This is a genomic window from Mesorhizobium sp. WSM4817 (genome assembly GCF_055811135.1).
Genome location: NZ_JBVVQQ010000018.1, coordinates 1 through 24,590, shown reverse-complemented (window position 1 = coordinate 24,590; position 24,590 = coordinate 1). Strand labels below are relative to the sequence as shown.

26 protein-coding genes and 2 pseudogenes are annotated in these 24,590 nt (G+C 62.8%); 7 read left to right on the top strand and 21 right to left on the bottom strand.

Going from position 1 to position 24,590, the window contains the following annotated elements:
- Window positions 1-279 precede the first annotated feature (279 nt).
- Window positions 280-945 (top strand): hypothetical protein, encoded by a 666-nt coding sequence (locus AC0L2K_RS22770; protein WP_473532382.1) that lies wholly within the window; start codon window positions 280-282, stop codon window positions 943-945.
- A 326-nt stretch (window positions 946-1,271) separates the two neighbouring features.
- Here the strand turns inward: AC0L2K_RS22770 and ftsH are convergent, their stop codons facing one another.
- The 10 genes from ftsH to ybgC all read right to left on the bottom strand — a co-directional run bounded on the left by ftsH (window position 1,272) and on the right by ybgC (window position 11,683).
- Window positions 1,272-3,200 (bottom strand): ATP-dependent zinc metalloprotease FtsH, encoded by a 1,929-nt coding sequence (ftsH, locus tag AC0L2K_RS22765; RefSeq protein ID WP_023799979.1) that lies wholly within the window; start codon window positions 3,198-3,200, stop codon window positions 1,272-1,274.
- Window positions 3,201-3,323: 123 nt separating this feature from the next.
- Entirely contained in the window at window positions 3,324-4,703 is a 1,380-nt protein-coding gene (gene tilS, locus AC0L2K_RS22760) for a tRNA lysidine(34) synthetase TilS (protein WP_473532381.1), read from the bottom strand.
- A 70-nt stretch (window positions 4,704-4,773) separates the two neighbouring features.
- On the bottom strand, window positions 4,774-5,841 hold the full coding sequence (gene ybgF / locus AC0L2K_RS22755) for a tol-pal system protein YbgF (protein ID WP_473532380.1): 1,068 nt from the start codon (window positions 5,839-5,841) through the stop codon (window positions 4,774-4,776).
- 202 nt (window positions 5,842-6,043) lie between these two features.
- The gene (gene pal / locus AC0L2K_RS22750; RefSeq protein ID WP_027152911.1) at window positions 6,044-6,550 is read right to left on the bottom strand and encodes a peptidoglycan-associated lipoprotein Pal; all 507 of its coding nucleotides are present in this window, start codon (window positions 6,548-6,550) and stop codon (window positions 6,044-6,046) included.
- Window positions 6,551-6,849: 299 nt separating this feature from the next.
- Complete coding sequence (locus AC0L2K_RS22745) at window positions 6,850-7,107, bottom strand: four helix bundle protein (RefSeq protein WP_473532379.1); 258 nt, start codon at window positions 7,105-7,107, stop codon at window positions 6,850-6,852.
- Between the two features lie 113 nt (window positions 7,108-7,220).
- Complete coding sequence (gene tolB, locus AC0L2K_RS22740; RefSeq protein ID WP_413468453.1) at window positions 7,221-8,504, bottom strand: Tol-Pal system beta propeller repeat protein TolB; 1,284 nt, start codon at window positions 8,502-8,504, stop codon at window positions 7,221-7,223.
- A 67-nt stretch (window positions 8,505-8,571) separates the two neighbouring features.
- A complete protein-coding gene (locus AC0L2K_RS22735; RefSeq protein WP_473532378.1) occupies window positions 8,572-9,729 on the bottom strand; it encodes an energy transducer TonB family protein in 1,158 nt (385 codons plus the stop codon).
- A 7-nt stretch (window positions 9,730-9,736) separates the two neighbouring features.
- Window positions 9,737-10,195, bottom strand: coding sequence for a protein TolR (gene tolR, locus AC0L2K_RS22730; protein WP_065011259.1), 459 nt, complete (start codon window positions 10,193-10,195; stop codon window positions 9,737-9,739).
- A 9-nt stretch (window positions 10,196-10,204) separates the two neighbouring features.
- Complete coding sequence (gene tolQ / locus AC0L2K_RS22725) at window positions 10,205-10,915, bottom strand: protein TolQ (protein WP_292488509.1); 711 nt, start codon at window positions 10,913-10,915, stop codon at window positions 10,205-10,207.
- A gap of 294 nt (window positions 10,916-11,209) precedes the next feature.
- Window positions 11,210-11,683 (bottom strand): tol-pal system-associated acyl-CoA thioesterase, encoded by a 474-nt coding sequence (gene ybgC, locus AC0L2K_RS22720; protein ID WP_473532377.1) that lies wholly within the window; start codon window positions 11,681-11,683, stop codon window positions 11,210-11,212.
- 125 nt (window positions 11,684-11,808) lie between these two features.
- Here ybgC and AC0L2K_RS22715 point away from each other — a divergent pair, with 125 nt between their 5' ends.
- The gene (locus AC0L2K_RS22715) at window positions 11,809-13,059 is read left to right on the top strand and encodes a glycoside hydrolase family 5 protein (RefSeq protein WP_473532376.1); all 1,251 of its coding nucleotides are present in this window, start codon (window positions 11,809-11,811) and stop codon (window positions 13,057-13,059) included.
- Here AC0L2K_RS22715 and AC0L2K_RS22710 read toward each other — a convergent pair.
- The 5 genes and pseudogenes from AC0L2K_RS22710 to AC0L2K_RS22690 all read right to left on the bottom strand — a co-directional run.
- On the bottom strand, window positions 13,053-13,967 hold the full coding sequence (locus tag AC0L2K_RS22710) for a metallophosphoesterase (protein ID WP_473532375.1): 915 nt from the start codon (window positions 13,965-13,967) through the stop codon (window positions 13,053-13,055). The genes AC0L2K_RS22715 and AC0L2K_RS22710 overlap by 7 nt on opposite strands.
- A gap of 128 nt (window positions 13,968-14,095) precedes the next feature.
- Window positions 14,096-15,133 (bottom strand): Holliday junction branch migration DNA helicase RuvB, encoded by a 1,038-nt coding sequence (gene ruvB, locus AC0L2K_RS22705; protein WP_473532374.1) that lies wholly within the window; start codon window positions 15,131-15,133, stop codon window positions 14,096-14,098.
- Between the two features lie 43 nt (window positions 15,134-15,176).
- Window positions 15,177-15,797: a Holliday junction branch migration protein RuvA gene (ruvA, locus tag AC0L2K_RS22700; RefSeq protein ID WP_287175883.1), complete on the bottom strand. Its 621-nt coding sequence runs from the start codon at window positions 15,795-15,797 to the stop codon at window positions 15,177-15,179.
- A 10-nt stretch (window positions 15,798-15,807) separates the two neighbouring features.
- Window positions 15,808-16,317, bottom strand: coding sequence for a crossover junction endodeoxyribonuclease RuvC (gene ruvC / locus AC0L2K_RS22695; RefSeq protein WP_023799993.1), 510 nt, complete (start codon window positions 16,315-16,317; stop codon window positions 15,808-15,810).
- Between the two features lie 115 nt (window positions 16,318-16,432).
- Window positions 16,433-17,236: pseudogene (locus AC0L2K_RS22690) on the bottom strand (LysR family transcriptional regulator); the annotation flags it as partial.
- On the opposite strand from AC0L2K_RS22690, the pseudogene AC0L2K_RS22685 reads away from it, so the two are divergent.
- A pseudogene (locus AC0L2K_RS22685) lies at window positions 17,230-17,456 on the top strand (cyclophilin-like fold protein); the annotation flags it as partial. The pseudogenes AC0L2K_RS22690 and AC0L2K_RS22685 sit on opposite strands and share 7 nt — an antisense overlap.
- A gap of 164 nt (window positions 17,457-17,620) precedes the next feature.
- Window positions 17,621-17,908 (top strand): hypothetical protein, encoded by a 288-nt coding sequence (locus AC0L2K_RS22680; RefSeq protein WP_128172642.1) that lies wholly within the window; start codon window positions 17,621-17,623, stop codon window positions 17,906-17,908.
- Between the two features lie 101 nt (window positions 17,909-18,009).
- On the opposite strand, the gene AC0L2K_RS22675 is transcribed toward AC0L2K_RS22680, so the two are convergent.
- The 6 genes from AC0L2K_RS22675 to AC0L2K_RS22650 form a co-directional block, all read right to left on the bottom strand.
- Window positions 18,010-18,165, bottom strand: a complete 156-nt coding sequence (locus AC0L2K_RS22675) for a hypothetical protein (RefSeq protein ID WP_473532373.1) — start codon at window positions 18,163-18,165, stop codon at window positions 18,010-18,012.
- 128 nt (window positions 18,166-18,293) lie between these two features.
- A complete protein-coding gene (locus AC0L2K_RS22670; RefSeq protein ID WP_128245951.1) occupies window positions 18,294-18,644 on the bottom strand; it encodes a DUF2200 domain-containing protein in 351 nt (116 codons plus the stop codon).
- A 116-nt stretch (window positions 18,645-18,760) separates the two neighbouring features.
- Window positions 18,761-19,291 carry a protease adaptor protein RcdA gene (gene rcdA, locus AC0L2K_RS22665; RefSeq protein ID WP_287067967.1) on the bottom strand — a complete coding sequence of 177 codons (531 nt, stop codon included), beginning with the start codon at window positions 19,289-19,291 and terminating at the stop codon, window positions 18,761-18,763.
- Window positions 19,292-19,692: 401 nt separating this feature from the next.
- Window positions 19,693-20,097 carry a hypothetical protein gene (locus tag AC0L2K_RS22660; RefSeq protein ID WP_473532372.1) on the bottom strand — a complete coding sequence of 135 codons (405 nt, stop codon included), beginning with the start codon at window positions 20,095-20,097 and terminating at the stop codon, window positions 19,693-19,695.
- A gap of 189 nt (window positions 20,098-20,286) precedes the next feature.
- A complete protein-coding gene (locus tag AC0L2K_RS22655) occupies window positions 20,287-21,057 on the bottom strand; it encodes a sulfite exporter TauE/SafE family protein (protein WP_473532371.1) in 771 nt (256 codons plus the stop codon).
- Window positions 21,058-21,168: 111 nt separating this feature from the next.
- Window positions 21,169-21,627: an Lrp/AsnC family transcriptional regulator gene (locus AC0L2K_RS22650; RefSeq protein WP_091593435.1), complete on the bottom strand. Its 459-nt coding sequence runs from the start codon at window positions 21,625-21,627 to the stop codon at window positions 21,169-21,171.
- Window positions 21,628-21,761: 134 nt separating this feature from the next.
- Here AC0L2K_RS22650 and AC0L2K_RS22645 point away from each other — a divergent pair, with 134 nt between their 5' ends.
- The 3 genes from AC0L2K_RS22645 (at window position 21,762) to AC0L2K_RS22635 (ending at window position 24,505) form a co-directional block, all read left to right on the top strand.
- A complete protein-coding gene (locus tag AC0L2K_RS22645) occupies window positions 21,762-22,691 on the top strand; it encodes a DMT family transporter (RefSeq protein WP_473532370.1) in 930 nt (309 codons plus the stop codon).
- A 133-nt stretch (window positions 22,692-22,824) separates the two neighbouring features.
- Entirely contained in the window at window positions 22,825-23,472 is a 648-nt protein-coding gene (locus AC0L2K_RS22640) for a thiamine phosphate synthase (protein ID WP_091593557.1), read from the top strand.
- Window position 23,473: 1 nt separating this feature from the next.
- Complete coding sequence (locus tag AC0L2K_RS22635; RefSeq protein ID WP_473532369.1) at window positions 23,474-24,505, top strand: tetratricopeptide repeat protein; 1,032 nt, start codon at window positions 23,474-23,476, stop codon at window positions 24,503-24,505.
- The last annotated feature ends 85 nt before the right edge of the window (window positions 24,506-24,590 follow it).

The window sequence follows — 24,590 nt, the reverse complement described above, 5'->3', positions numbered from 1 at the left end:
CCACAAATCGTGTTGCTCTGGACCGGGCAGTCAGAGGTCCGCCGCACTGGCCGACCCGCTCTGCCCGTCATGCGAGGCAGTTTCCAGAGAGTGGTCCGCTCTATACAAGTTTTCCGTGCATATGCCCAGGAAATTGCCTGGGGGGCAGGAGCTGGCAACGAGTCATCCAAAATAATGCACTTTCCGACGGGTTTTACGCCATTTGGCCTCTGGCGCAACCATTCGTTGAGTGCTATTGCTTGCTTGGTACATAACGTGAACATCAGAGGGAGAAGACACATGCTTATTCATCGACTTGCAACTTTAACGGGTCTTGCCGTCGTGACTTTATTCCTGGCAGCGCCCGCCAATGCGCTGACCATGGCTGAATGCAGCACCAAGTATAACGCGGGAAAGGACGCCGGAACACTTGGCGGGCAGAACTGGAACCAGTTCCGCAAGGCAGAATGCGGCACCGTTGCCGCCGCAACCGACGCCATGCCAGCCAAGGCCGACAGCACCAGCGCTGCAACTACCGATGCGGCCGCCGCAGCGACGACCAAGGCAGCGGCAACTGCCAACGCAGGCAGCGGCCTCAGCAGGGCGGAGTGCGGCGCCAAATATCGGGCGGCCAAGACCAGCAACGCGCTGAACGGCATGAAATGGAACGACTTCCGCATGAGCCAGTGCGGTGCCAGTGCTTCCGACGACGACACCAACCCGGCAGCCGATCAGGCAAGCCTCACCAGCCAGCCGCAAAAGCCGACCGTCGCCGCTCCCCAGGGAGTGACGTTTCCGAAGGCGATCTCCACCAAGTACAGCAGCGAAACCCCGTCCAAGGCCCGTATGTACACCTGCCGCGACCAGTACCACGCCAACAAGGAGGCCGGGACGCTCGGTGGCCTCAGGTGGATCCAGACCGGTGGCGGCTTCTACAGCCTGTGCAATGCCGCGCTGAAGAGCTGATCGACATTAACATTCGAATATAGCAAGGCTCGCGAAGGTTCGCGGGCCTTTTGCTGCTGGCGGTGGCAGGCAGGGCCAGGATATGCCGCATCTGCGCTGCAAGCGAGGCGCTGTCGGCGCCGCTGTCAATCTCCCCCCTTGCGGGGAGATCAGCCCTCATCACGGCATCCGCAAACCTTCAACGTCTATTTCCCATGTGGAGAAGTCCCCGGCACTTGGGTGAAGTGATTGAGTTTTTCAGGCCGCGATCGGCTGTCGGCACCTCCTGAACAAAAACGCCGCGTCCAAGCCGCGGCGTTTTCGAAATCAATCTCCTGAGCCGGACCCTAGCTTGACGGCTGAGGCTCCATGCCGCCTTCGGGCTCCGGGCCCTTCTTGCGGCGGCTGCCGGACTTCGGCACGGCCGAGCCGCGGCTCGGCGGCGTGTCGTCGCCGAGATCGCGTGCCGGCTTGTGGCCGGCGATCAGCTGCTTGATCTCGTCGCCGGACAGCGTTTCATATTCCAAAAGCCCCTGCGCCAGCGCAATCCATTCCTTCTTCTTCTTGGTCAGGATGGATTTCGCCGTCGAATAGGCCTCGTCGATCAGCCGACGCACTTCGGCGTCGATGATCTGCGCCGTCTCTTCCGAGACGTTCTGCGTGCGCGCCACCGAATGGCCGAGGAACACTTCCTCCTGGTTGTCGCCATAGGCGACGTGGCCAAGCTTGTCGGAAAAACCCCAGCGTGTGACCATGGCGCGCGCCAGCTTGGTTGCCTGCTCGATGTCCGAGGAGGCACCCGAGGTGATGTTCTCCTTGCCGAACTTGAACTCCTCGGCGACGCGGCCACCCATCATGATGGCGAGGCGCGAGATCATGTATTTGTAGCTCATCGAATAGCGGTCGCCTTCCGGCAACTGCATGACCATGCCAAGCGCCCGGCCGCGCGGGATGATGGTCGCCTTGTGCAGCGGATCGGCCGACGGCACGTTCAGCGCCAGGATGGCGTGGCCGGCCTCGTGATAGGCGGTGAGTTCCTTCTCGGCCTGGGTCATCGCCGACGAGCGGCGCTCGGCGCCCATCATGATCTTGTCCTTGGCGTCCTCGAACTCGGCCATGGTGACAAGGCGCTTGTTGCGCCGCGCCGCCATCAGGGCGGATTCGTTGACGAGGTTCATCAGGTCGGCGCCGGAAAAGCCCGGCGTGCCGCGCGCGATCACCTTGAGGTCGACATTGGGGGCCAGCGGCACGTTGCGCACATGCACCTTCAGGATCTTCTCGCGGCCGACGATGTCGGGGTTCGGCACCACCACCTGGCGGTCGAAACGGCCGGGCCTGAGCAGCGCCGGATCGAGCACGTCCGGCCGGTTGGTGGCAGCGATCAGGATGATGCTTTCGTTGGATTCGAAGCCGTCCATTTCGACCAGCAACTGGTTCAGCGTCTGCTCGCGCTCGTCGTTGCCGCCGCCGAGGCCGGCGCCGCGATGGCGGCCGACCGCGTCGATTTCGTCGATGAAGATGATGCAGGGCGCATTCTTCTTGGCCTGGTCGAACATGTCGCGGACGCGGCTAGCGCCAACGCCGACGAACATCTCGACAAAGTCCGAGCCGGAAATGGTGAAGAACGGCACGTTGGCCTCACCGGCGACCGAACGGGCAAGCAGCGTCTTGCCGGTCCCGGGAGGGCCGACGAGCAGCACGCCGCGCGGAATCTTGCCGCCAAGCCGCTGGAACTTCTGCGGATCACGCAGGAATTCGACAATCTCTTCCAAATCCTGCTTGGCTTCGTCGACGCCGGCGACATCCTGGAAGGTGACGCGGCCATGCGCTTCAGTCAAAAGCTTGGCCTTCGACTTGCCGAAGCCCATGGCGCGGCCGGAGCCGGACTGCATCTGGCGCATGAAGAATATCCAGACGCCAAGGATGAGGATCATCGGCAGCCAGGAGATGAGATAGCTGAACAGCGAATTGGAACCGTCGGATTCGGGACGCGCGTTGATGGTGACGTTCTTGTCCTGGAGTCTCGAAACCAGCGATGGATCACCCGGCGAATAGGTCTGGAAGCCGGTAGAGGTGTCGGTATAGGTGCCCGAGATGCGGGCGCCCGCGATGGTCACCGTCTTGACCCGGCCGGCCGCGACATCCTGCAGGAACTGCGAATAGGGGACGTCACTCGCTGCTCCGCGCGTCTGCGGCGTCTGGAACAGATTGAAGAGAGCGATGAGCAGGACCGCTATGATCGCCCAGAGCGCGAGATTGCGATAATTCGGATTCATCAATTGTCCCGTTGGTGTCCGCCAGCGGACACGCGTCGTGAGAGGAAACTTGGGTCTAACATAGGGATGGCGCCCTTCATTGCCAAGCAGAACAGCATGTCGCGGTTAAGCTTTCGCCCATGATCAACCGGCAGTGTGGCCGCCGAAGGGCGGGGCAGGAAGTCGCGGCGCACCGATCAGCGCGGCGACAGTTCCGGCCGGCGCCAGGTCGAAGGACGGCAGGAAGCGGGCAAAGGGCGCGACGACCGGGCATACCGCCATTCCTGGCACGACCGGGCTGTCGCCAGGATATTCGCTTGCGCGCCACAGCACCGGCTCGGCCGCCAGAGCCGCGCGGACAAGGCTTGGCTGCGTGCCGTTTTCGGCAATCGCCAGTCTTGCGGCACCAGCCGCGCCGAGCGGCGCGATCAAAAATGCACCCGGCTCGTCGCCCAATGTGATCCTCCGGCGACCGTCCCAGAGGGCATTGTTCACGGCAGGCGCAGCGGGCGGCAGGTTGCGGGTTTCGCGACGCAGGAAGATGCCGGCACGCCGCGCATCGACCACCGTCCGCGACAAAGTAGCGCAAAACGGGGCAGCCGAAATTGGGGTTGTGCCAGGAGGTCCGGGCCTCAGCCGGTTGAGCAGCGCCTCGCTGCGAGCCTGACCGGGCAGAAACGCAACGCCGCCGACAGTCGCCAGCAGGATGCGCAGCGCGTATACGACCGCCGCCTCGTCGACGGCTGTCGCAAAGCCCGGATCGAGACGGACAAGGCCGGCTGCGGGCCTGCTGGCAAAGCCACGGATCAGCACGGCGGCGCGATGGCCAAGCTGCTCGCGCTCCACCGCAGCCCGCGCGGCCAGCGTCAACGCGTCTTCCCGCGCACCATTGCGGTCGGCAAGCGCTGCGCGGATACGCGGCCTCTCGAAAGCCTCGTCTTCATTGGTCGGGTCTTCGGCCCAGCCGACATTCGCGCGCCGCAGGACTTCGCGCAGCGCGGCACGCCGTGTGCCGAGAAGCGGCCGTGCGATCCAGATCCGCCAGTCATAGAGGGTGGCCGGTGCCATGCCGGCCAGACCTCGCTCTGGCTCTCGCGCTCCCTCCTGGCGTGCTTGCCGCATCAGCACGGTCTCCGCCTGGTCGTCGGCTGTGTGGCCGGTCAGGATAAGGCCAATACCTTCCGCCTGCGCCGCCTCGGCCAGCAGCCGGTAGCGTGCCTCTCGCGCGGCAGCCGGCAGGCCGGTCGACGGCTTGCGTTCGGACCAGACCAGGATGCGGTGGGCAATGCCGCGCCCGGCGCAAAGCCTGGCCACGGCTTGCGCTTCCGCTGCCGAGCCCGGCCGCAGACCGTGATCGATCGTCACAGCCAGCAATTTCGTTGCCGGCGCGGTGCGGTCGAGGTGATCTTTGAGGAGAAGGAGAAGGGCGGTCGAGTCGCTGCCGCCGGACACGGCCGCAACAGCGCCGCTGGTAAAGTCGATCTGCGAAAAAACCGAACGGTCAGGCTCGGTTTCGGGCGTCAATGCATGTCGCCTAGAAGTGGCCCCGGATCTGGGGCAACAAGTCTTGGGACAACGACATGCAAGAGAAAAACTAACACGCCGCGAGCGCCCTTTCCTGCTTGACGCGTTCCTTGAGCGCGCCGGAAACGTTCGGATAGCGCTTGCCGATCTCGCCGAAAGTGGCGCAGGCCACGTCGCGCTGGTTCAATCCGACCAGCGACACACCGAGCTTCAGCAGCATGTCGGGAGCCTTCTTGGCCTTCGGATAGTCCTTGCTGGCGGCGAGGAAAGTCTCGGCCGCGTCGCGATACTTCTGCTGGCCGAGCAGCGACTCACCCAGCCAGTAATGCGCGTCCGCCGCCTTGGCGTCCTTGGGGAAGCGGGCGATGTGGTCGCGAAAACCCTGTTCGGCAGTGCCGTAGTCGCCCGACAGGATGAACTGATAGGAATTGCGGTAAAGCTCCTCCGGGTCGTCGGTGGCGGGCAGCGCCGCGACCACCGTATCGTCGGACCTGCCGGCCTGCGTGCCAGCGGCCTGGTCGCCGGGGACAGGGGCGGTGTTCTGCGCCGGTGCATGTGCCTGCGTCTTGCCGTCTGCGTCGATCACATTGCCGTTCTTGTCGACGGTGATGGTGCCGAACGTCTTCGGCGGCGTGCCCGGGATCACCGCGCCGGGTTCGCCTGTCGGTGATTCGACGATGACCTCCTGGCCGCCGGCGGGCGGTGTGCCCGCATCGGCCGGCGCATGCGTCGCCGGAGCCTCGGCGACGCTGCTGTCGGTGTTGGTGGTGGCGTCCGACTTCTTCTGCTCGCGTGGCTGCTGCGCGCCTTGTGAGCCGCCTTCCAGCTGCTGGAAACGGAACTCGTTATCTTCCTGCTGCTTGCGGATCTGCTCCTGCATCTGCAGCACCTGGAAGTTGAGCTCCTCGATCTTGCCGTTCATTTGCCGGAGTTGTTCCTCCAGCGCGGTAGTGCCGGTGCCATCCTGCGCAAATTGCACCTGATCCGGTTTCTTTTTTTCACTGAAAATGCCGAGCGTCGGCAGGCGGAAGGAAAAACCGCTTTTTTCTGTGCCTTGCTCATTGCCTACTGCCGGGGCAGCGACGCTTGATACGAGCAGCAACGCAAGCGTGCCGCTCAAGACCGATCTGAAATGCATGTGCCTCTCGCCGTGGATTGTTTGCCTGTTGCATGCCTTCCGATCGGAGTGGACCGTCAGGCGCCTCGGTTATTACCAAGGACGCAGGACTTCGGCCAAATTTTGTTTCAAGTCCCACATCCGGGCGCCGGACATGAAAAAGGCGGCCGCAGCCGCCTTTCACACGTAGGTGTTGCATTTCTGCCGATCGGAAAATTGCCGATCAGGAACCGGCGCCGCTGATCGTGGTGACGGCGCGGCGGTTCTGCGACCAGCAGGAGATGTCGTCGCAAACCGCGACCGGACGTTCCTTGCCGTAGGAAATGGTCTTCAGGCGCTGGGCGGAAACACCCCTGGCGACGAGGAAGTCGCGGGTGGCGGCGGCACGGCGGGCGCCAAGCGCCAGATTGTATTCGCGCGTGCCGCGCTCGTCGGCATGGCCTTCGATGACGATGGCATACTGCCTGTACTGGTTCAGCCATTGCGCCTGGCGCGAAAGCGTCGTCTGCGCGTCGGCGCGGATCGAGGAGGAATCCGTGTCGAAGAAGATGCGGTCGCCGATGTTGACGGTAAAATCCTGGGCCGATCCGGGCGTTGCCGCCCCGGCGCCGCTGAGACCGAGATCGGCGGCGCTGTTCAGGTTCTTCTTCGAGGCGCAGCCGGCGATGGCGAGCAATGCCACCAGCGCGATCATCGCCGGGTTTCTGGTAAGTGCTGCGATACGGCCCATGCCGCCTCTCCTTCGCAATTCGAGTGATTTCGTTGATCGTCCAGTAACCACGTTTGAGTTAACCGGCGTTCAAGAAACACGGTTAAAATTTGGTTTCGGCTGCCGTCCACAGCCGTTTTGCCCAAGGGGAATCCGAGGAGGCAACAATGCGCGCGGACCGTAGGCAGAAATGCGGCTGAAACGCGACCAAGCCGTGGAAAAGAGCGAATTGAAGAGTTGAAGAACTGAGGAATTGAGGAAAGAGGTCACCTCAGCTTCTCTCTGAGATTGACCAGCATTCCGTAGATGCGGGCATAGGATTACAACCACTCGTCGCGTTGCGCCTGGGTGATATACTCCAGATCGAACGCATACGAAATCCACGTCTCCACTTCACTGCATGACCCTATCGCCATCGAAATGAACCGTGCGAATTCGGGCTTGGAGCGGGTCTGTTTAGCAAAACCCTCAGCCAAATTGGCGCAGATCGCCTTGCTGGAACGTTGTTGATCGGCGAGCGCGTATTGCTCCATTTTCGGAAAAGCAAGTGGCTCTGTGTACCCCAAGGGAAACTGCATAGGCACGCTTATAGACTTCCAAATCCCTCGCGTGCTCGATGTAGGCCGCTGCCCTCTCCATCCTTCAGCTCTTCAACTCGTCAGTTCCTCAATTCCTCAATTCCCCTTCCAGCCTATTCCAGCAGCGGCGACCAGGCCGGGTCCGAAGCGAAATTCGAGGTCGGGATCGACTGTTCGTTGCGGCCGGTGAGATCGACCGAAACGAGTTTCGGGCCGCCGGCAGAATCGCGGAAGAACATCAGCACCCGGCCGTTGGGAGCCCAGGTCGGCCCCTCCTGCTGGAAGCCGGTTGAAAGGATGCGCTCGCCCGAACCGTCGACGCGCATGACGCCGATCTGGAACTCGCCGGCAGTCTGCTTGGTGAAGGCAATGAGATCGCCGCGCGGCGACCACACCGGCGTCGAATAGACGCCGTCGCCGAAGGAGATGCGGGTCTGGCCCGAACCGTCGGCGCCCATCACATAGATCTGCGCGCGGCCGCCGCGGTCGGAGGTGAACACCACCTTGCTGCCATCCGGCGAATAGGACGGCGAGGTGTCGATGGCCGTCGAGTTGGTGAGCCTGGTCGTCGAGCGGCTCCGCAAATCCATGGCGAAGATATTGGAATTGCCGTCTTCGCGCAGCAGGCTCATGATCACCTTCTGGCCGTCGGGCGAGAAACGCGGCGCAAAGGTCATGCCCGGAAAGTCGCCGACCAGTTCGCGCTGCCCGGTCTCGATCTGCAGCAGATAGACCTTCGGCTGGCCGCTTTCATAGGACATGTAAGTAATTTCCTGCCGGTTTGGCGAGAAACGCGGGGTCAGCACGATCGATCTGCCGTCCGACAGGTAGCGGATATTGGCGCCGTCCTGGTCCATGATGGCGAGGCGCTTCTTGCGCGCGTTCTTTGCGCCCGATTCGTCGATGAAGACGACGCGCGTGTCGAAATAGCCTTTCTCGCCGGTCAGCCGCTCGTAGATAGCGTCGGCGATGATGTGGGCGACGCGCCTTGTGTTGGCGTCGTTGGCGAAGAACTGCTCGCCCGACATCTGCTGGCCGGCAAAGGTGTCCCACAACCGGTACTGGGCACGGACGCGGCCATCGGCCTCCTTACTGACGCTGCCGGTGACCAGCGCCTGGGCGTTGATCACCTTCCAGTCCTCGAAGCGGGGCGTGGCATCCGGGTTCGAGATCTTTTCGATGAAGGCGCTCTTGTCGATCGGCGCGAACAGGCCGGAGCGTTTCAGGTCTGCGCTGACGATGCCGGAAATCTCCGCGCCCAACGCATCGCCGCCCTGGAAATCGGTGATGGCGATCGGCAGCGGCTCGACATTGCCTTTGTTGACGTTGAGCTCAACGAGCGCCCGCGCCGGCAAGGTGGCGGCGGCAGTCATGCCCAGCGCCATCGCTACGATCATCAGGAGCGGCTTGAGGATGGATTTCATGTCTTCTCGCTTCTCTTCAATGATTCTACGGGCGCCAGGCCTACAGGCCCAGCATCTCCCTCGGATCGAAAGTGACCCGGACGTCGGCCCAGATGTCCTGCTTGCCGGCGGGAACCTGCAGACCGGCCATGTCGCATTTCTGAACCGCGCGTACGGCACTCTCGTCGAACGGGCGGCTTCCGCTCGATTTTTCGACAGCAGGCCGGCCATCCAGCTTGCCAGACGCGTCCAGATTGAAGCGGATCACGGCCACGTAGCTCTCCGAGCCCTCGACGCCAGCAGGAATTGACCAGCAACCGGCAAGCTGATCTCGGAGCGCCCCTTCCTCCGACTTCGACAACTTCTGGCCCTGATCCTTGTCATCACCGAGCGATGCCTGCTGGGTTGAGCGCTTGGCGCCGCCGCCGGATGGCTTCCGCTTGTCAAGCAGGGCAGCGACCTCATCGGCGTCAAACTGCTTCTCCTCGGATTTCGGCTTGGACGAGGCTTCCTTGACCGGCTTGTCGGCGTCCTTGCGCTCGGGCGCCTTGGCGCTTTCGGCCTGGGCCGGCTGCGGCTTCGGCCGCGCCTGCGGGGCGGGCGCCGAGTCCGGAAGCTGCGTCGTGTCGGTGGGCGGCTCCTGGGCAATGGCCTCGGCAACGGCGTCCGGCTTGACCTCAGGCTTCGGGTCGATGGCGGCGGTCTTGTCCTGCGGCGGCGTTGGCTCCGGCTCCTTGGCCGGTGTCGGCTTGGGCTCCGCCTGCTTGACCGGCTCGGGCTTGACCTCTTCCTTCGGCTGCGGCACCGGTGCGACCTCGGTCGCCGGGACAGGCTTCGGCTGCTCCTTCGGTTTCGGCACGTCCTCGGGCTTCGGCTTCTCTTTCGGCGTCGGCGCGGGCGGCGGCGCCTCAGCCATATCGACCGGTTGGGGCTTGGGTTCCGGCGTCGGCGGCTTGTCGGTATCGACGCTGTTGTCACCGACCGTCTTCGCGTCGGGAACGATATCCGGGCGCTGGGTCGGCAATGGCGCCGGCTTTTCGCTCACCGCAGCCTTCTTGTCGCCTTTCTGTATCTGCGCGATAGCTTCCATCGGCACGATTTCGACCGCCAGAGACTCGGCATCGGACGCCGGCAACGCCGCCGGCGCCGACAGCGTGAACAGGCCGAAGCCGATCGCGACCGCATGCAAGATCACCGATGTGGTGAGGCCGGTTCTCATCTAGCGTCTACTGATCCTGTTCCTGCAACGAAACCAGGCCGATGTTCTTGTAGCCGGCGGCCGAGATACGGGCCATCACCTTCATTGCCGTGCCATAGTCGGTGGACTTGTCGCCGCGGATGAAGATGCGCTCGTCATAGCCGGTCTTCGAAATCGCCTGCAGCTTCGCCACCAGCTCCTCAACCGGGATTTCAGTCTCCTGGAGATAGATCTGGCCGGCGGAGTTGATGGAAACGGTGATCGGCTGCGTGTCGACATTCATCGCCTTGGCCTGCGTGTCCGGCAGGTCGATCGGCACGCCGACCGTCAGCAAGGGTGCGGCGACCATGAAGATGATCAACAGCACCAGCATCACGTCGACCATCGGCGTGACGTTGATTTCCGATATCATGGCGTGATGACGGCCGCGCCGCCTGTGGCCGCGACCACCGCGTCCTCCGCCACCCGCGCCTACAGACATTCCCATGATTGTTCCTCAGGTCTTCTGCGCGACTTTTTCATCGATTTGGCGCGAGAGTATGGCGGAGAACTCGTCCGCGAACCCTTCCATGCGCACGGCGATCTTGCTCGCGTCCGACGACAGCTTGTTGTAGGCGATGACGGCGGGGATAGCCGCCAGCAGGCCTATTGCCGTGGCCAGCAGTGCCTCGGCAATGCCGGGTGCGACCACCGACAGGCTGGTATTCTTGGATGCGGCGATCGCCTGGAACGAGGTCATGATGCCGATCACCGTGCCGAACAGGCCGATGAACGGCGCCGCCGAGCCAGTGGTGGCGAGAAAGCCAAGCCGTCCTTCCAGTTTTTCCATTTCGCGGGTCAGCGCCAGGTCCATCGCCTTGTCGATGCGGGTCTGCAGGCCAAGCGGCGATTTCGCCCCCTTCTCAAAACTCTTCTTCCATTCGCGCATGGCGGCGACAAAGATCGCGCCCATGCCGGTCGTCTTGCGGTCGGCGAGCGTGCGGTAGAGCTCTTCCAGCGACTGCCCCGACCAGAACACCTGTTCGAAGCGATTGAGCGCGAGCCGCATGCGGCCGTAGGCGACGAGCTTGTCGACGATGATCGCCCAGGTCCAGATCGAGGCGCAGAGCAGCCCGATCATGACCAGCTTGACCACCCAGCCGGCCTGCGTGAACAGCGCCCAAATCGACAAATGCGCGCCCGGTTCGGCGAGTGCGATATTTTCCATGGCTACGTCCTTAAGAATTTTCCGGGCACGGCTGGCGGCTGGCCCATCGGCATCCCTTGTAATCCGTTCGCGCAAAGCTTGCGGAATAACCCCAAAATGCACCGTTGGCGGCCTTTTCAGGGCAAATCTTGGTGAAAGGAAGGCGCTGGATTCCTCCAATCTTCACCACTCTCTTCATGAACCGTTATGGTTAAGGATGGGTTAGGACTCACAGCGCGGCGCATTGACGCGCTTTAGGCGGGCCGCCTGGCATGGTCAGCGGATCATTGGCGTCGGAAGCTTGCCGATTTGAACTTATCGATTTTGGTTGGGCATGAAGGCTGCGACCCATTCCTTCGGAAAGCGCCTTGGCCGGCCGTTCTCGCCGACGATCGCCGCCTCGACCCGCGCCTCGACCAGCACTTCGCCGCCGCGTTTCAGCTGCTGCGCCATGAAGATGCGGGCGCCCGAAATGTCATCGGTGCGCGTCTCGATGGTCAAGACATCGTCCATGCGGGCGGAGCCGCGAAAGTCGATCTCCATGCGCCGCACCACCCAGACTATTCTTTCGCCATGCTTGCCGTCGGCGAGCTCGGTGTGGTGGACGCCGGCAAGCCTGAGATAATCGGAACGGCCGCGCTCGAAGAATTCGAGATAGCGCGCGTGATAGACGACGCCCGAGAAATCGGTATCGGCATAATAGACCCGCGCCATCAGCCGGTGGCCGAATTCGGTCAACGCGCCGGAAAGCCCGGCGCAGAGCGCCGCTGATTCCCCATGATCGTCCATCGCGCTTTCCTTTTTTGGCCTGACCGGGCACCTAAAGCGCGACGCGGTTCAGGTTCCGGGCGCGTCGTTGTCCCAAAACCGCTACACAGTTTGGGCGACACACATTAACTTGGCGCATGAACCCGATGGCACTGTTGACGGCGATGATCAAGACCTTAATGGCAGCGCTGCTTGCGCTGGCCGCGCTGGTGCCGTCGGGCCAGGCGGCGAGCTTTATGATGAAGCGCGGCCTCAATCTCGACCAATGGACGACATGGCCGGGCGAGGACAAATGGGGCGACCCACGGGCAATCCTGCCCTATCCGGAATGGCGCAAGTTCCTCAACGACGACGACCTCAAGGCGCTGAAGAGCGCCGGCTTCGATTTCCTGCGCATGCCGGTCGATCCGTCGCCGTTCCTGTCCGGCGAGACGCTGACGCTGCGCGACGAGCTCTATGCCAGTGTGCTGGCCTCGGTGCGCATGATCAATCGCGCCGGCTTGAAGGTGATCGTCGACATGCACCTGATCCCTGGCGGCAGCAGCCGCAAGATCGGCATGGGCGAGGTGATGGACGATCCACAAATGTTCGACGCCTATGTCGAAATGGTGCGCAAGATGGCGCGCACGCTGGCCGACGAGGATCCGCGCCAAGTCGCTTTCGAGCCGATGAACGAGCCGGTCATCGACTGCGACGCCGACGGCACCGGCCTGTGGCCGGAGCGCCAGCAGAAACTGTTCGCGGCGGCGCGTTCGTCAGCCACCAGGCTCACCCTGATCCTGACCGGCGCCTGCTATTCCAATGCGGCATCGCTGGCAAAGATCGATCCGAAGGCGATCCCTGACGACAACATCATCTGGACCTTTCACTCCTACGAGCCGTTCCTGCTGACCCATCAGGGCGCGACCTGGGCCGGCGACTTCATCCCTTATGTGACCGGCCTGCCCTATCCGCTCAGCGCCGTCCCGCGCGCCCAACTGGATGCTGCGCTCGATACGATCCGCGCAAGGATCAAGGCCGAGGCGCCATGGGCGCGCCAGAGCGGCCTGCTTGCCTATCTCGACGAGCAGGTCGCCAGCCTGGACACGGATGAGAAGCTGCGCGAGACGATGGAGGCGCCGTTCACCAGGGTCGAGGCCTGGGCAAAGGCCAACGGCATCAAACCGGAGAACATCACGCTCGGCGAATTCGGCATGATCCGCCAGGAATACGGCAATCCCTACGAGATGCCGGCCGAATGCCGTGCCGCTTATGTCAGGGACATGATCGCGCGCGCCGAAGCCCATGACTTCGCATGGTCGGTCTGGAGCTATGGCGGCGCCTTCGGCATCGTCGACGCTTTCGACGGCGACAAGGTCGAGCCGGATGTGATGGATGCGATCAGGTCACTTCATTGAAGCGCCGAACCCAATTCGATCGAGAGAATCTCTGGGCGCATCCCGAAACGCACCGGCAGGATGCTGAAACCGAGACCTCCGGAGACGATCAGGTTACGGTTCTCCTCCACGACATGGCCATAGGCAAAACGGTTGCCGAAGCGGGACGGCACGACCGGAGAATAGCCGAGCAACCGCACCTGTCCGCCATGGGTATGACCCGAAAGGGTCAACGATACCCGTGGCGGGACCTTCGGGAAAATGTCCGGCTCATGTGCCAGCAGGATAACAGGAGCCTTGTCGCTTACCTTTGCCAGCGTGCCGTGCAGATCGTCCAGTCCTTTGAACCTGCTGCGGCCCCAGGCCTTGCCCGGCCGCAGCGCAAGTTGGTCGGCAAGTCCGGCGACCCAGAAGCCATGCCCGTCTTTTTCCAGGCGCACCACATCGTTTTCCAGGACCGGTATGCCGGCGCTCTCGAGCGCCCGGCGCGCCACCGTCGGCCCCAACCCGGCCTTCTGCGCGGAAAGGTCCTCCCACCAGTCGTGATTGCCAAGGATGGACCACACGCCGAGCGGCGCCTTCAGGCCTGACAAGGCCGGCGCCCATTCGGAGGAAGCCACCCAGTCTGTGACCAGGCGTGTGCCGGCTGCATAGTCGCCAAGCAGGACAATCAGATCCGGCTGCAGGCTGTTCGCCCGTTCGGCAAGCGACCTGATCCGCTCCGGCGTCATCCATGGCCGACAGGCATGAATATCGGCGAGAGCGAGGACGCGAAGCCGAAACCCTGCAGGCCAGTTTGGCGGGGTCAATGAATAGCGCTTTACATGCGTCAGCAGCATCGGCTCGAGGCCAACCGCATAAGTACTGAGCGACACGGCAGATAAAAAGGAACCGCCGATGAGTCGCAGGAAGCCGCGTCTGGTGATCATTGCTCAACCCCGTCGCTCGTGGAACCGACGGTCCCCACAGCGAAGCGTTAGAGCCCGCAAATGCGCCGGCAAGCTGACCAGGATTAGGAAATTTGCGCAGCAACAAAGACCGCAACGCCGCGCGGACGCTACTCTTCCTGGAACAGGCTGATCTGTTGCTGCGCCAGGTCCTTCGGCGCATCGAGGCCGAGATGCCGCCAGGCATTGGTGGTCAGCACGCGGCCGCGCGGCGTGCGCTGAACAAAACCCTGCTGGATCAGATAGGGCTCGATGATGTCCTCGATGGCGTCGCGCGGCTCGGAAAGCCCTGCCGCGATGGTCTCGATGCCGACCGGCCCGCCGCCAAAATTCCGAGCGATCATCGAGAGATAGCGGCGGTCGAGCGCGTCGAGGCCGAGCGCATCGACCTCCAGCCGCGTCAGCGCCTCGTCGGCGATCTGGCGGTCGACGTGACCGTCGCCGGCGACGGAGGCAAAATCACGCACGCGGCGCAACAGCCGGCCGGCGATGCGCGGCGTGCCGCGCGCGCGCCGCGCGATCTCCAGCGCGCCATCGTCACCGAGCGGCATGGCAAGGATGCGGGCGCCGCGGCGCACGATCTGCTCCAGTTCCTCGACCGAGTAGAAATTGAGGCGGACCGGAATGCCGAAGCGGTCGCGCAGCGGATTGGTCAAAAGGCCGAGCCGGGTGGTGGCAGCGACTAGGGTAAAGCGGGCAAGATCGATCTTGACCGAACGCGCCGCCGGCCCTTCGCCGATGATCAGGTCGAGCTGGAAATCCTCCATCGCCGGATAGAGTATTTCCTCGACCGCCGGGTTGAGCCGGTGGATCTCGTCGATGAACAGCACGTCGCGGTCTTCGAGATTGGTGAGCAGTGCTGCGAGATCGCCGGCCTTGGCGATGACCGGACCGGAGGTCGAGCGGAAATTGACGCCGAGCTCGCGTGCCATGATCTGCGCCAGCGTCGTCTTGCCGAGGCCGGGCGGCCCGACGAACAGCACATGGTCGAGCGCCTCGCTGCGGCCCTTGGCGGCCTCGATAAACACTTTGAGATTGGCCCGCACCGCCGCCTGGCCGACGAAATCGCCGAGCGTCTGCGGCCGCAAGGTCTGCTCGGCATCTTCGCCGCGCTTGTCGGGAGCAATGAGGCGTGGCGAAAGGCTCATGCCGCCTTCCTTGCACAGGGCAGAGAACGGGACAAGCGCAGACTCACCGCGCCAGTTCCTTCAGTCCGAAGCGGATCAGCTTCGACGCATCCGCGTCCTCGCCGGCGCTTTTCAGCGCCGCCGCCACCGCATTGGCGGCGGTATCGCGTGAATAGCCGAGATTGACCAGCGCCGAGACGGCGTCGGTGATTGGCGCCGGCGCGACGCCTTCGCCAAGCTCCTGCTTCAGGCCGATGGTGCCGGAGGCAGCGCCGGCAAAGGCCGGCGCCTTGTTCTTCAGTTCGGTGACGATGCGCTCGGCCACCTTCTTGCCGACACCGGGCGCGCGGCTGACCATGGCAATATCCCGCAATGCGATGGCATTGGCGAGATCGGCCGGCGCCAGCGTCGACAGGATGGCCAGCGCCACCTTGGCGCCAACGCCCTGCACATTGTTCATCAACAGCCGGAACCATTCACGCTCCAGCACCGACTGGAAACCGTACAGCCGCAGCATGTCTTCGCGGACATAGGTCTCGATAAACAGCACCACCGCCTCGCCGGGGGCCGGCAAGGCGGCCAGCGTGCGCGTCGAGCAGTGGGCGACATAGCCTACGCCATGCACGTCGATAATGCAGGAATCCTCGTCGACCTCGTCCAGCGTGCCTTTTAGCTTGCCGATCATGTGTGGTCCCTCATGCCAGCGCCGCCAACCTATAGACAACACTCTGCCGGTGATGCGCGTGGCAGATGGCAATGGCCAGCGCGTCGGCGGCATCGTCGGTGTCGAACGTCGCCTTCGGCATCAGCACCTTGACCATCATGTGGATCTGCTTCTTGTCGCCATGACCGACGCCGATCACCGCCTTCTTGACGGCGTTGGGCGCATATTCGGCAACGACCAGGCCGGCCAGCGCCGGCACCAGCATGGCGATGCCGCGCGCCTGGCCGAGCTTCAGCGTCGCGGCCGCATCCTTGTTGACGAAGGTCTGCTCAACCGCTGCTTCGTGCGGCATGGCGGCATGCAGGATCTCGGCAAGTCCGTCATGCAACTGGCAAAGCCGTGTCGCCAGCGTCGCCTTGTCGTCGGAACGCACGGTGCCGGAGGCGACGAAGCGCAGCGAGTTGCCGAGGCTTTCGACGATGCCCCAACCGGTGCGCCTCAGCCCCGGATCGATGCCGATAATGCGAATCGTTTCCCCCATCCGCCAAGTTTACCCGTGGCGGACAGCGATGCCAGCGAAATGTGAACAAACCAGAAACGGTTCCGCTGCGTCCTAATAGGGCGTGAGCCAATCGCACGGTTTAGATCCCCTCGCTTCAATTCCGATGTCGTAGCGCATCGACGATGACCTTGAACGCGGGAAGATTTTGACGACGGCTCGGATAGTAGAGGAAATAGCCTTCAAAAAACGGCGACCAATCGTCCAGAAGCTGAACCAGTTTGCCACGTGCGATGTGCTGCTCGACGATGTTCTCCGGGACGTAGGCCATGCCGTATCAACTGGCCGCCGCATCGATCATGGCATAAGTATTATTGAAGGTCAGTTGACCGTTCACTCGAACGCGGAGCCCCTGCCCATCCTTCTCGAACTCCCAGGCGTAAAGGCCGCCGGCGCTTTCATGACGCATGTTGATACAGAGATGCCGAATCAGTTCTTGCGGGTGCTCGGGCACACCATGCGCGGCGAGATAGGCAGGCGAAGCAATGGCGACCAGACGCCAGTCGGGACCGATGCGCACCGCGATCATATCCTTCTCAACGCTCTCTCCAATCCGGACGCCGGCGTCGAAGCCTTCCTCAACGATGTTGCGGAAGGTGCTGTCCAGGATCAGTTCGACGCTGATATCGGGATAGGCGACAAGCACCGGCTTGAGCTTGGGCCAGACCACGCTTTCGAGTGCATGGTCGGACAGGGTCAGCCTGATCGAGCCTGACGGCTTGTCGCGGAGCGCCGTCAGCGCCGCGATCTCGTCGTCGATTTCGGCGATGCTCGGCGCAATTGTCTGCAGCAGCCGTTCGCCCGCGATCGTCGTTGCGACGTTGCGCGTGGTGCGGGTCAGCAGGCGGATGCCCATGCGCGCTTCGAGCTGCTTGATTGTATGGCTGAGCGTCGATTGCGCCGGAAGGCGGCGGTCGCTTCGGGAACGAGGCGGTTGGCGATCTTTGCTACTACGCCCCTTGGGCAATCTTGCGATGTTTCATGGTCCCTATCGGTGGTCGCGCGGCCTGATCCGGCTCGGGCGTCTCGACCAGGGGCCAGCGCCGCTTCTGGTGCGCGGAGAGCATCCGATGCGCGTCGAAGTTCTTCCTGAGCCCGGAAGGCTACCGCACAATGGATGAACGCCGCCTCCCGCGCTCCACTTTATTGCAAGGGTCAAATTTGAGCTTCCGCATTCATGTTTTGTCGAGCGTATCTCTTTAGAGTCGCTTAAACCTTCTGCGCCGTAAGTTTTAGCCGTGCTGAATCGCCGTCAGCGCCGATGACGACGAAATAGGAGAACGCAATGACTCGAAATCACGTTGAACGTCTTGGAGAGTTCAGGGAAATCCTGGTCGCGACTCGACGCGAAGGAGTCCGTAACGTGCACCATACCCGCGACGCAATGCGGGCAAGCGGCTTTCAGATCGGGGACAGCGACGGCTCCAGCTACGGAGCCAAGCTAAAGGAACTCCAAGAGGAAATCGAGGCAGTCGATCGCGCCATCGAAGACGAGAAGCGGCTGGCCTTGCCCCTTGAGAGTGCGGCTCAATCCCGCCGACCACCAAAGCCGAGAATCGTGAAGGGAACATAGAGTCGGCGACGGCCCTTGCTGCCCGTCGCGTGGATTCGCCTGCGACATCGTGTCGGGCTCGTCGCCGCCGTGCAACTAGCCCTGAACGTCATCCGTTGCCATCAAACGTGGCGGCCGAAGCCGCCCTGTGTCGATGTCGATTCGCTGTGTCCATCGTTGTCGATGCCGTCGCTACCCTCGCCAACGGCGTTCTTCAGGTATCCGATCTGAAACGCGATATTTGGATATGAAATCACGGAGGCCAGCTTCTGGCGCAAGGCGGTCGGCTGGATGAAAAGGTCGGCTTTCTAGCGCCATCATCCCGAAAGCGAACGTTCCGCTTCCGGCCCCACGATGCTCGTTCGCGTCATTGTCGGATCGCAGTCGATGCGATCGTGCGATCGCGTCATTTCCGCAAGATCTTCTCCATCGCCTTGCCCCTGGCAAGCTCGTCGATCAGCTTGTCGAGGTAGCGGATTTCCTTCATCAGCGGGTCTTCGATGTCTTCCACCCGGACACCGCAGATCACCCCCGTGATCAAATTCCGAGAAGGATTCAGTTGAGGCGCCTGATCAAAGAAATCCTTCAGGCTGGTTTTCTTCCCCAGCTGGGCGTCCAGCCGCTTCTGGGTGTAGCCCGTCAGCCAGCGGATGATCTCATCGACCTCGGCTTTGGTGCGGCCTTTCTTTTCTGCCTTGGCGACATAGTGCGGATAGACCCTGGCAAAGCTCATGGAATAGATTCGATGCTCGGTCATGGCACTCCCTCATGCGTCGGGATCGGGGCCAAGAAGCGGCATCACGTCCACGGCATCGCAGGGGAAGATCGTAAAGTGTGGATGGCCTTCGAACATCTTCGATATCGAGCAGTCTGTCAGCCGCGGGCGAAAGCCGTGTTGAGCAGCGTGATCTGGTCGGAAACCGGATTGGTGCGGCGGCCGGATGGCGCAGCCTCGGCCACGGCGCCGCCGTAGATTTCCTCGTCCATGCGGCGCACCAGTGCCTGCAGGCGCAGCGAGCGGTCGATGAGGTCAAGAAAATCCTTGGGCAGCTCGACCCAGCCTGCGGCATCGTTGTTGGCGGAAGCGGTGTCGAGACGCACCTTGGATTTTTCGGAAGCAACCTGATCGCGAGTCATTTCGCCGGAATTCGCGGCGCGCTGCAGAAGCAGCCAGGAGGCGACCTGCATCAGCCTCGTGGTCAGTCGCATCGACTCGGCCGCATAGAGCGTCGCCGCCAGCCTGGACAGTTTCTTCGCCTCGGCCCGGCCCTTGCCGTCCAGATATTCGGCCGCCTGCTCGACCAGGCCCATGCCTTCCTGGTAGAGCGGCTTGAAGGATTGGGAGAAAACCCGGCGCTCCGCCAGCTTGATGGTTTTCGCGCTTCCCTTCGAAGGATCGTTCATCGATACGCCCTGCACTTGCCTAACAGCCGGCCGAATCGGCGTCATCGCCGCCACGCCTGCACCCTAAATGACCGAGGCTTGAAAATGCGCTTCGCCGCCGGTGAAGGCAAGCACATGTTTAACAAACGGTTAACGGCGACGCAGCGGCGCGGGCGACCGGCAATCCGGGTCGCCGAAAAAAAAGAGCCGCGGATAAGGCGGCTCTCAGGAGTTTAACAGGGAGGCGTCAAACAAAGTGGCTCCAACCACTCGGTAAGAATCCAGATCACTGGATGCGCATAGTAAACGCCTGTAAAGCTTAATGAAGCCTTAACGGCGAGGATATTTTTTGATCAAGCGTCGCCCGCCTGTGCCGTAACAGCACAATAACTCCAGGCTTTTTGGGGCCCAGACCTTTGGACTCAGGCCTTTTGCGTCTCAGCATGCCGTTCGGCTTTCCACACCACCGGCAGCGCGATGTAAGCGAACAGCAGCAGCCCAGCGTAAAAGCCCATCGAGGATGTTGCCACCAGCGGTTCGATCGCCGGGTTGCCGGCAAGCATGATGCAAAGGCCGATCAACAGTCCGGTGCCACTGATTGCCGTCAACCAGAAATGGACGGTGGCAAGCGTCTTTTCCGCGACTGCCGGAAACAGATGGTAGAAGAATGCAAACACCGCCGACATCAGCCATCCGGCCACCATGATGTGGGCGTGGGTTGGCATCTGCGCATGATCTTTGCTGATCGCCATCTGTAGGCCGAGCGCCATCCCGGCGAGTGCGTAGAAGACGGCCAGCGTGAAGAAGTTTCGTGCTACCTTTTGCATGTTATGCCCCGAATTGCCTTTTCCCGTCATGGGAATGGGTTGAGATCAGGCGGTCGCCCCGCCACCGGGTCCCCGGCATCGGCGCATTAGCATCGGCAATGTTTCTGGACGATGTCGCATCGCGCCCGCCTGAAACCGCCGTGACGCTGCTGACGGCTCGGCTGCCGGCAACTTCCATCGGCTGGCAATCTAGAGAAGGCCGGCGATCCCGTCCCACAGGAGTTTGACCGCGACGACCGCTACGGTCGCATAGGTGAAGGGGTAGAACAGTTCCGGTCGCATCCGCCGCACCAGCCAGGCGCCGGCGATGGTCGAGAGCGGCGCCAGCGGTACCAGAACCGCCGATGCGGTCAGGTTGGTGGTGTCGAACTGTCCGAGCGCAAAATAGGGGATGAGCTTCAACGCGTTGGTGGCGGCAAAGAAGATTGCGGCGGTGCCCGACAGCACTTTCGGATCGAGCCGGATCGGCAGCGCATAGACCTGAAAGGGCGGGCCGCCGACATGGGCGACGAAGCTGGTGAAGCCGGCGACCGTCCCCCAGAGTGCGGCAGCCGCGCGGTTGGGCTCGGCCGAGTGGCGCGCACCGTGCCGCACCTGTAGATAGACCCAGCGAAGCACGAAGATAATCGCCACGGCGCCGACAATCAGCCGCACCATTTCCGCTGTCACCAGCGCCGCGGTCAGCCAGCCGAGGCCGATGCCGATCACTGCCCCAGGCATCATGTCCGCAAGCATCTTGCGGTCGTAGACCCCCCACCATGTCCACACCGAGACGATGTCCATCAGGCACAGTATGGGCAGCAAGATGGCGGCTGCCTGCACCGGCGGCATGGCCAGCGCCATCAGCGGCACGCCGACGAAACCGACCGCGCCGCCAAAGCCGCCCTTGGACAGACCGACCAGGATGACGGCTGGAATGGCGGCGGCATAGAACCACGGATCGAGTAGCAAGCCTGACATCGTCGGGGAGCAGTTGGAGGGAAAGCGTGTAGACGCTGGAATAGCCGATAAACCTTCGCGCCGCGACTGCAAATGCGCACACGACGCTGTGGTCGTTCGTGCTGAGGCCTGTCACGGTTTTGAGGAGGCAGTTGCGCCGAGTGGCGGCGGGCGCCTGCGGATCGGCTGCGCCTTGATGATGGCTGTGCTCGTTTCGGCCTTGTCGGCGATACGGTCGAGAAGCTTGTCGAGGTCGCCGATCGAGCGCACGAACAGCCGGGCAACAAAGCAGTCGTCGCCCGTCACCTTGTCGCATTCGCCAAATTCCGGAATCTCCTCGATCAGCTTCTGGACAATATGCAGCTTGCCCGGCAAGGGCCGGATGCGAACGATCGCCTGCAAAGTGTAGCCGAGCGCTTGGGGATCGATTTCGACGGTGAAGGCCCTGATAACGCCACGATCCTCCAGCCGACGCAGGCGTTCCGCGACACTCGGCGATGACAGTCCTACCTGCTGGGCCAGTTCCTTCAATGAGGTTCGCGAATCCTTGATCAGGCTTTCGAGAAGGCGTCGGTCCAGATCGTCCAGCATTTGACATTCCCAAGGAAAAGGCCATCTTCACCTTATTTAATTAGGCATAACGGGCATATCACCCGGCGCAAATTATTGAAAGCGCTGATGTGGCATGGGATTATCAACCATCAGCGTTTCGAGAGGCAATATTCATGGACAGCGCGGTGCGTGGCACGGTCGAAATGACGGCCGCAATGGTGATCCTCGGCACGATCGGATGGTTCGTCGTCATGTCGGGCGAGCCCATCATGGACGTCGTCTTCTGGCGCTGCGCCTTCGGCGCTATAACGCTGCTGATCATCTGCGCTGCCCTGGGGCTGCTGCGCGGCACGCTGTCACTGCGCATCGTGGCGATTGCGGCCCTTGGCGGCGCGGCCATCGTCATCAACTGGCTGCTGCTGTTCAGCTCGTTTTCCCGCGCCTCGATCTCGATCGCCACGGCTGTTTACAACACGCAGCCCTTCATGCTGGTCGGCTTTGGCGCGCTCTTCTTCTCAGAGCGGCTGACCCTGACAAAGCTGGCCTGGCTTGGCATCGCCTTCGCCGGCATGCTGCTGATCGTGCAAGGCTCGCCTGATGCCGGCTCCGATGCAGGCCCCAATACAGGTAATGTCGGCACGGATTATTTTATCGGCATCGCGATGGCGCTGGGTGCGGCTTTCTTCTGGGCCGTCGCCGCCATCGTCACCAAGAAGCTCAAAGGCACGTCGCCGCACCTGATCGCCCTCATCCAGGTCTGCGTCGGCGTCGTCATCCTGGCACCCTTCGCCAACCTTTCCCACCTTCCCGCCGACGTGTGGAGCTGGAGCATGCTGGCGACGCTTGGCGTCGTCCATACCGGCCTGATGTACATCCTGATGTACGGCGCCATTCAGAAACTGCCAACCTATCTGCAGGGGTCGCTGTCCTTCATCTACCCTGTGGTCGCGATCCTGGTCGATGTCGTCGCCTTCGGCCACCGCCTGCATCCGGCCCAGATGGTCGGCGGCGCCGCCATCCTGGTCGCCGCCGCCGGCATGAATCTTGGCTGGACGCTGTGGAAATCGAAGACCCCAGCCGAGAGCACCCAGGCAATCAAGTGAGGCAACAACGTCGCCGTGCGACAATCATGCGCCAACGGTCCTGGCCGCCCGCCTGTTCAAGGCCGGCACTTTGCTCTATGCCGCAATGCAACCATCTTCGCCCGGCATAGGCGAAAACCGGGGTCAAAAACCAATGAACGACGCGACGCCTCCAAATCGCTGCCGCATCGTGCTGATCGCGCCGCCCGGCATGCCGGCTGAGCACATCGGCGCGGCGTTCGAGGGCGGCGACGTCGCCTCGCTGATCCTGCCCGAAAACGACATGGACGAAGCCTCCTTCCAGGCCTTCGCCGAACAGATCGTGCCGGCGGCGCAAGCGGCAGGCATCGCTGTCATCATTGCCGGCGACACCCGCATCGCCGGCCGCGTCCAGGCCGATGGCCTTCATGTCGAGGCCGGCAAGGCCGAACTCGCCGAGACGATCGAGCGTTTCCAGGCAAAAATGATGGTCGGCACCGGCGGCGCCAAGACCCGCGACGATGCGCTGGAACTCGGCGAACTCAGGCCCGACTACATCTTCTTCGGCCGCTTCGGCTACGACAACAAGCCGGAGCCGCACCCACGCAACCTGTCGCTGGGGCAATGGTGGGCGGATGTGATCCAGATCCCTTGCATCGTCATGGCCGGGTCCGACATCACTTCGGTGGAAGCGGTGGCTGCCACCGGCGCCGAATTCGTGGCGCTGTCCAGCGCCGTCTTTGCCGAGGGCATCGACCCAAAGATGGCAGTCGCCAGCGCCAACGCGCTGCTCGACGAAACCGCGCCGCGTTTCGAGGACTGACGTGCCAGCGCCGACAATCCTTTTCGGTGCTTTGCTTGCGCAGCTCACGGTGCAGGTCGCCGTGGCGGAAACCGTCCCATTGCCGCAACCGAAGCCCGACACCGCTGCAAGCACGGACAAGCCGATCGCCACGCCGCTGCCGCAGCCCGCCACCACGGCGCCGCTGCCGTCGGCCGACGCCATTAATCCCGACCGCTTCGGTGCAAAGCCGTCGGATTCTGCCTATGGCGCCTTCCAGCGCGGCCTTTACAAGACGGCCTACAACCTCGCTCTGGTTCGCGCCCAGAACGGCGATCCGGCGGCGCAGACGTTGGTCGCCGAGATATTGTCGCGCGGCCTTGGCGTGCCGGTCGACGCGGCGGAGGCGGCCAAGTGGTACGCGCTTGCCGCCGAGCAGGGGATACCGGAATCGCAGTTCCAATATGCGCTGATGCTGCTCGACGGCCGCTACGTCAAGAAGGACGAGAAAGGGGCTTACGCGCTGATGCAGGCCGCCGCCGAGGCCGGCAACCGTCTGGCGCAGTTCAATTTCGCGCAGCTGCTGGTGCGGCAGGACCCCGGCGATGCCGGCATCGCAAAGGCCGTGTCCTATTATCAGCGCGCCGCCGCGACCGGCCTTGCCGACGCGCAATATGCGTTGGCGCAGGTCTATGCCAATGGCGTCGGCGGCAAGCTGCGCGACGATGCCCAGGCGCGCGGCCTGCTGGCGCAGGCAGCAAGGCAGAACTACGATACGGCGCAGATCGATCTCGCTGCCTGGATGATCGAGGGACGCGGTGGCGCCCGCGACCTGAAGTCCGGCTTCGGCTGGATGAAACAGGCCGCCGAGGGCGGCAATGTCGCCGCCCAGAACCGCCTCGCCAAGCTATACATGGGCGGCATCGGCACCGATCCGGATCCGATCCTTGCCGGCGCCTGGTACGTCGTCGCACGGCGCGCCGGACTGATCGATCCGGAGATGGACGATTTTCTGCAGGGCCTGACCGACGACCAGACCAAGCAGTTGCTGCAGAAGGCCAACCGCCTGCCGTAAAGCGTCGCGGACAGTGAATATCGGGCAGCGGATGCTGACGAGGGAATGGCTCCGCCCCCCACTCCTCTCATGCCACCCCTTGCCC

Bases quoted from the DNA above. Each gene is read 5' to 3' on its own strand.
- ftsH (WP_023799979.1), bottom strand. From the start codon at position 3,200: ATGAATCCGAATTATCGCAATCTCGCGCTCTGGGCGATCATAGCGGTC.
- AC0L2K_RS22745 (WP_473532379.1), bottom strand. From the start codon at position 7,107: ATGCAGTTTCCCTTGGGGTACACAGAGCCACTTGCTTTTCCGAAAATG.
- tolB (WP_413468453.1), bottom strand. From the start codon at position 8,504: ATGATCGTAGCGATGGCGCTGGGCATGACTGCCGCCGCCACCTTGCCG.
- ruvB (WP_473532374.1), bottom strand. From the start codon at position 15,133: ATGAGCCTTTCGCCACGCCTCATTGCTCCCGACAAGCGCGGCGAAGAT.
- ruvA (WP_287175883.1), bottom strand. From the start codon at position 15,797: ATGATCGGCAAGCTAAAAGGCACGCTGGACGAGGTCGACGAGGATTCC.
- AC0L2K_RS22770 (WP_473532382.1), top strand. From the start codon at position 280: ATGCTTATTCATCGACTTGCAACTTTAACGGGTCTTGCCGTCGTGACT.
- AC0L2K_RS22645 (WP_473532370.1), top strand. From the start codon at position 21,762: ATGGACAGCGCGGTGCGTGGCACGGTCGAAATGACGGCCGCAATGGTG.
- AC0L2K_RS22680 (WP_128172642.1), top strand. From the start codon at position 17,621: ATGACTCGAAATCACGTTGAACGTCTTGGAGAGTTCAGGGAAATCCTG.
- ruvC (WP_023799993.1), bottom strand. From the start codon at position 16,317: ATGGGGGAAACGATTCGCATTATCGGCATCGATCCGGGGCTGAGGCGC.
- tolR (WP_065011259.1), bottom strand. From the start codon at position 10,195: ATGGGAATGTCTGTAGGCGCGGGTGGCGGAGGACGCGGTGGTCGCGGC.
- AC0L2K_RS22650 (WP_091593435.1), bottom strand. From the start codon at position 21,627: ATGCTGGACGATCTGGACCGACGCCTTCTCGAAAGCCTGATCAAGGAT.
- AC0L2K_RS22715 (WP_473532376.1), top strand. From the start codon at position 11,809: ATGGCACTGTTGACGGCGATGATCAAGACCTTAATGGCAGCGCTGCTT.
- pal (WP_027152911.1), bottom strand. From the start codon at position 6,550: ATGGGCCGTATCGCAGCACTTACCAGAAACCCGGCGATGATCGCGCTG.
- AC0L2K_RS22710 (WP_473532375.1), bottom strand. From the start codon at position 13,967: ATGATCACCAGACGCGGCTTCCTGCGACTCATCGGCGGTTCCTTTTTA.
- AC0L2K_RS22670 (WP_128245951.1), bottom strand. From the start codon at position 18,644: ATGACCGAGCATCGAATCTATTCCATGAGCTTTGCCAGGGTCTATCCG.
- AC0L2K_RS22640 (WP_091593557.1), top strand. From the start codon at position 22,825: ATGAACGACGCGACGCCTCCAAATCGCTGCCGCATCGTGCTGATCGCG.
- ybgF (WP_473532380.1), bottom strand. From the start codon at position 5,841: ATGCATTTCAGATCGGTCTTGAGCGGCACGCTTGCGTTGCTGCTCGTA.
- rcdA (WP_287067967.1), bottom strand. From the start codon at position 19,291: ATGAACGATCCTTCGAAGGGAAGCGCGAAAACCATCAAGCTGGCGGAG.
- AC0L2K_RS22735 (WP_473532378.1), bottom strand. From the start codon at position 9,729: ATGAGAACCGGCCTCACCACATCGGTGATCTTGCATGCGGTCGCGATC.
- AC0L2K_RS22655 (WP_473532371.1), bottom strand. From the start codon at position 21,057: ATGTCAGGCTTGCTACTCGATCCGTGGTTCTATGCCGCCGCCATTCCA.
- tolQ (WP_292488509.1), bottom strand. From the start codon at position 10,915: ATGGAAAATATCGCACTCGCCGAACCGGGCGCGCATTTGTCGATTTGG.
- AC0L2K_RS22660 (WP_473532372.1), bottom strand. From the start codon at position 20,097: ATGCAAAAGGTAGCACGAAACTTCTTCACGCTGGCCGTCTTCTACGCA.
- ybgC (WP_473532377.1), bottom strand. From the start codon at position 11,683: ATGGACGATCATGGGGAATCAGCGGCGCTCTGCGCCGGGCTTTCCGGC.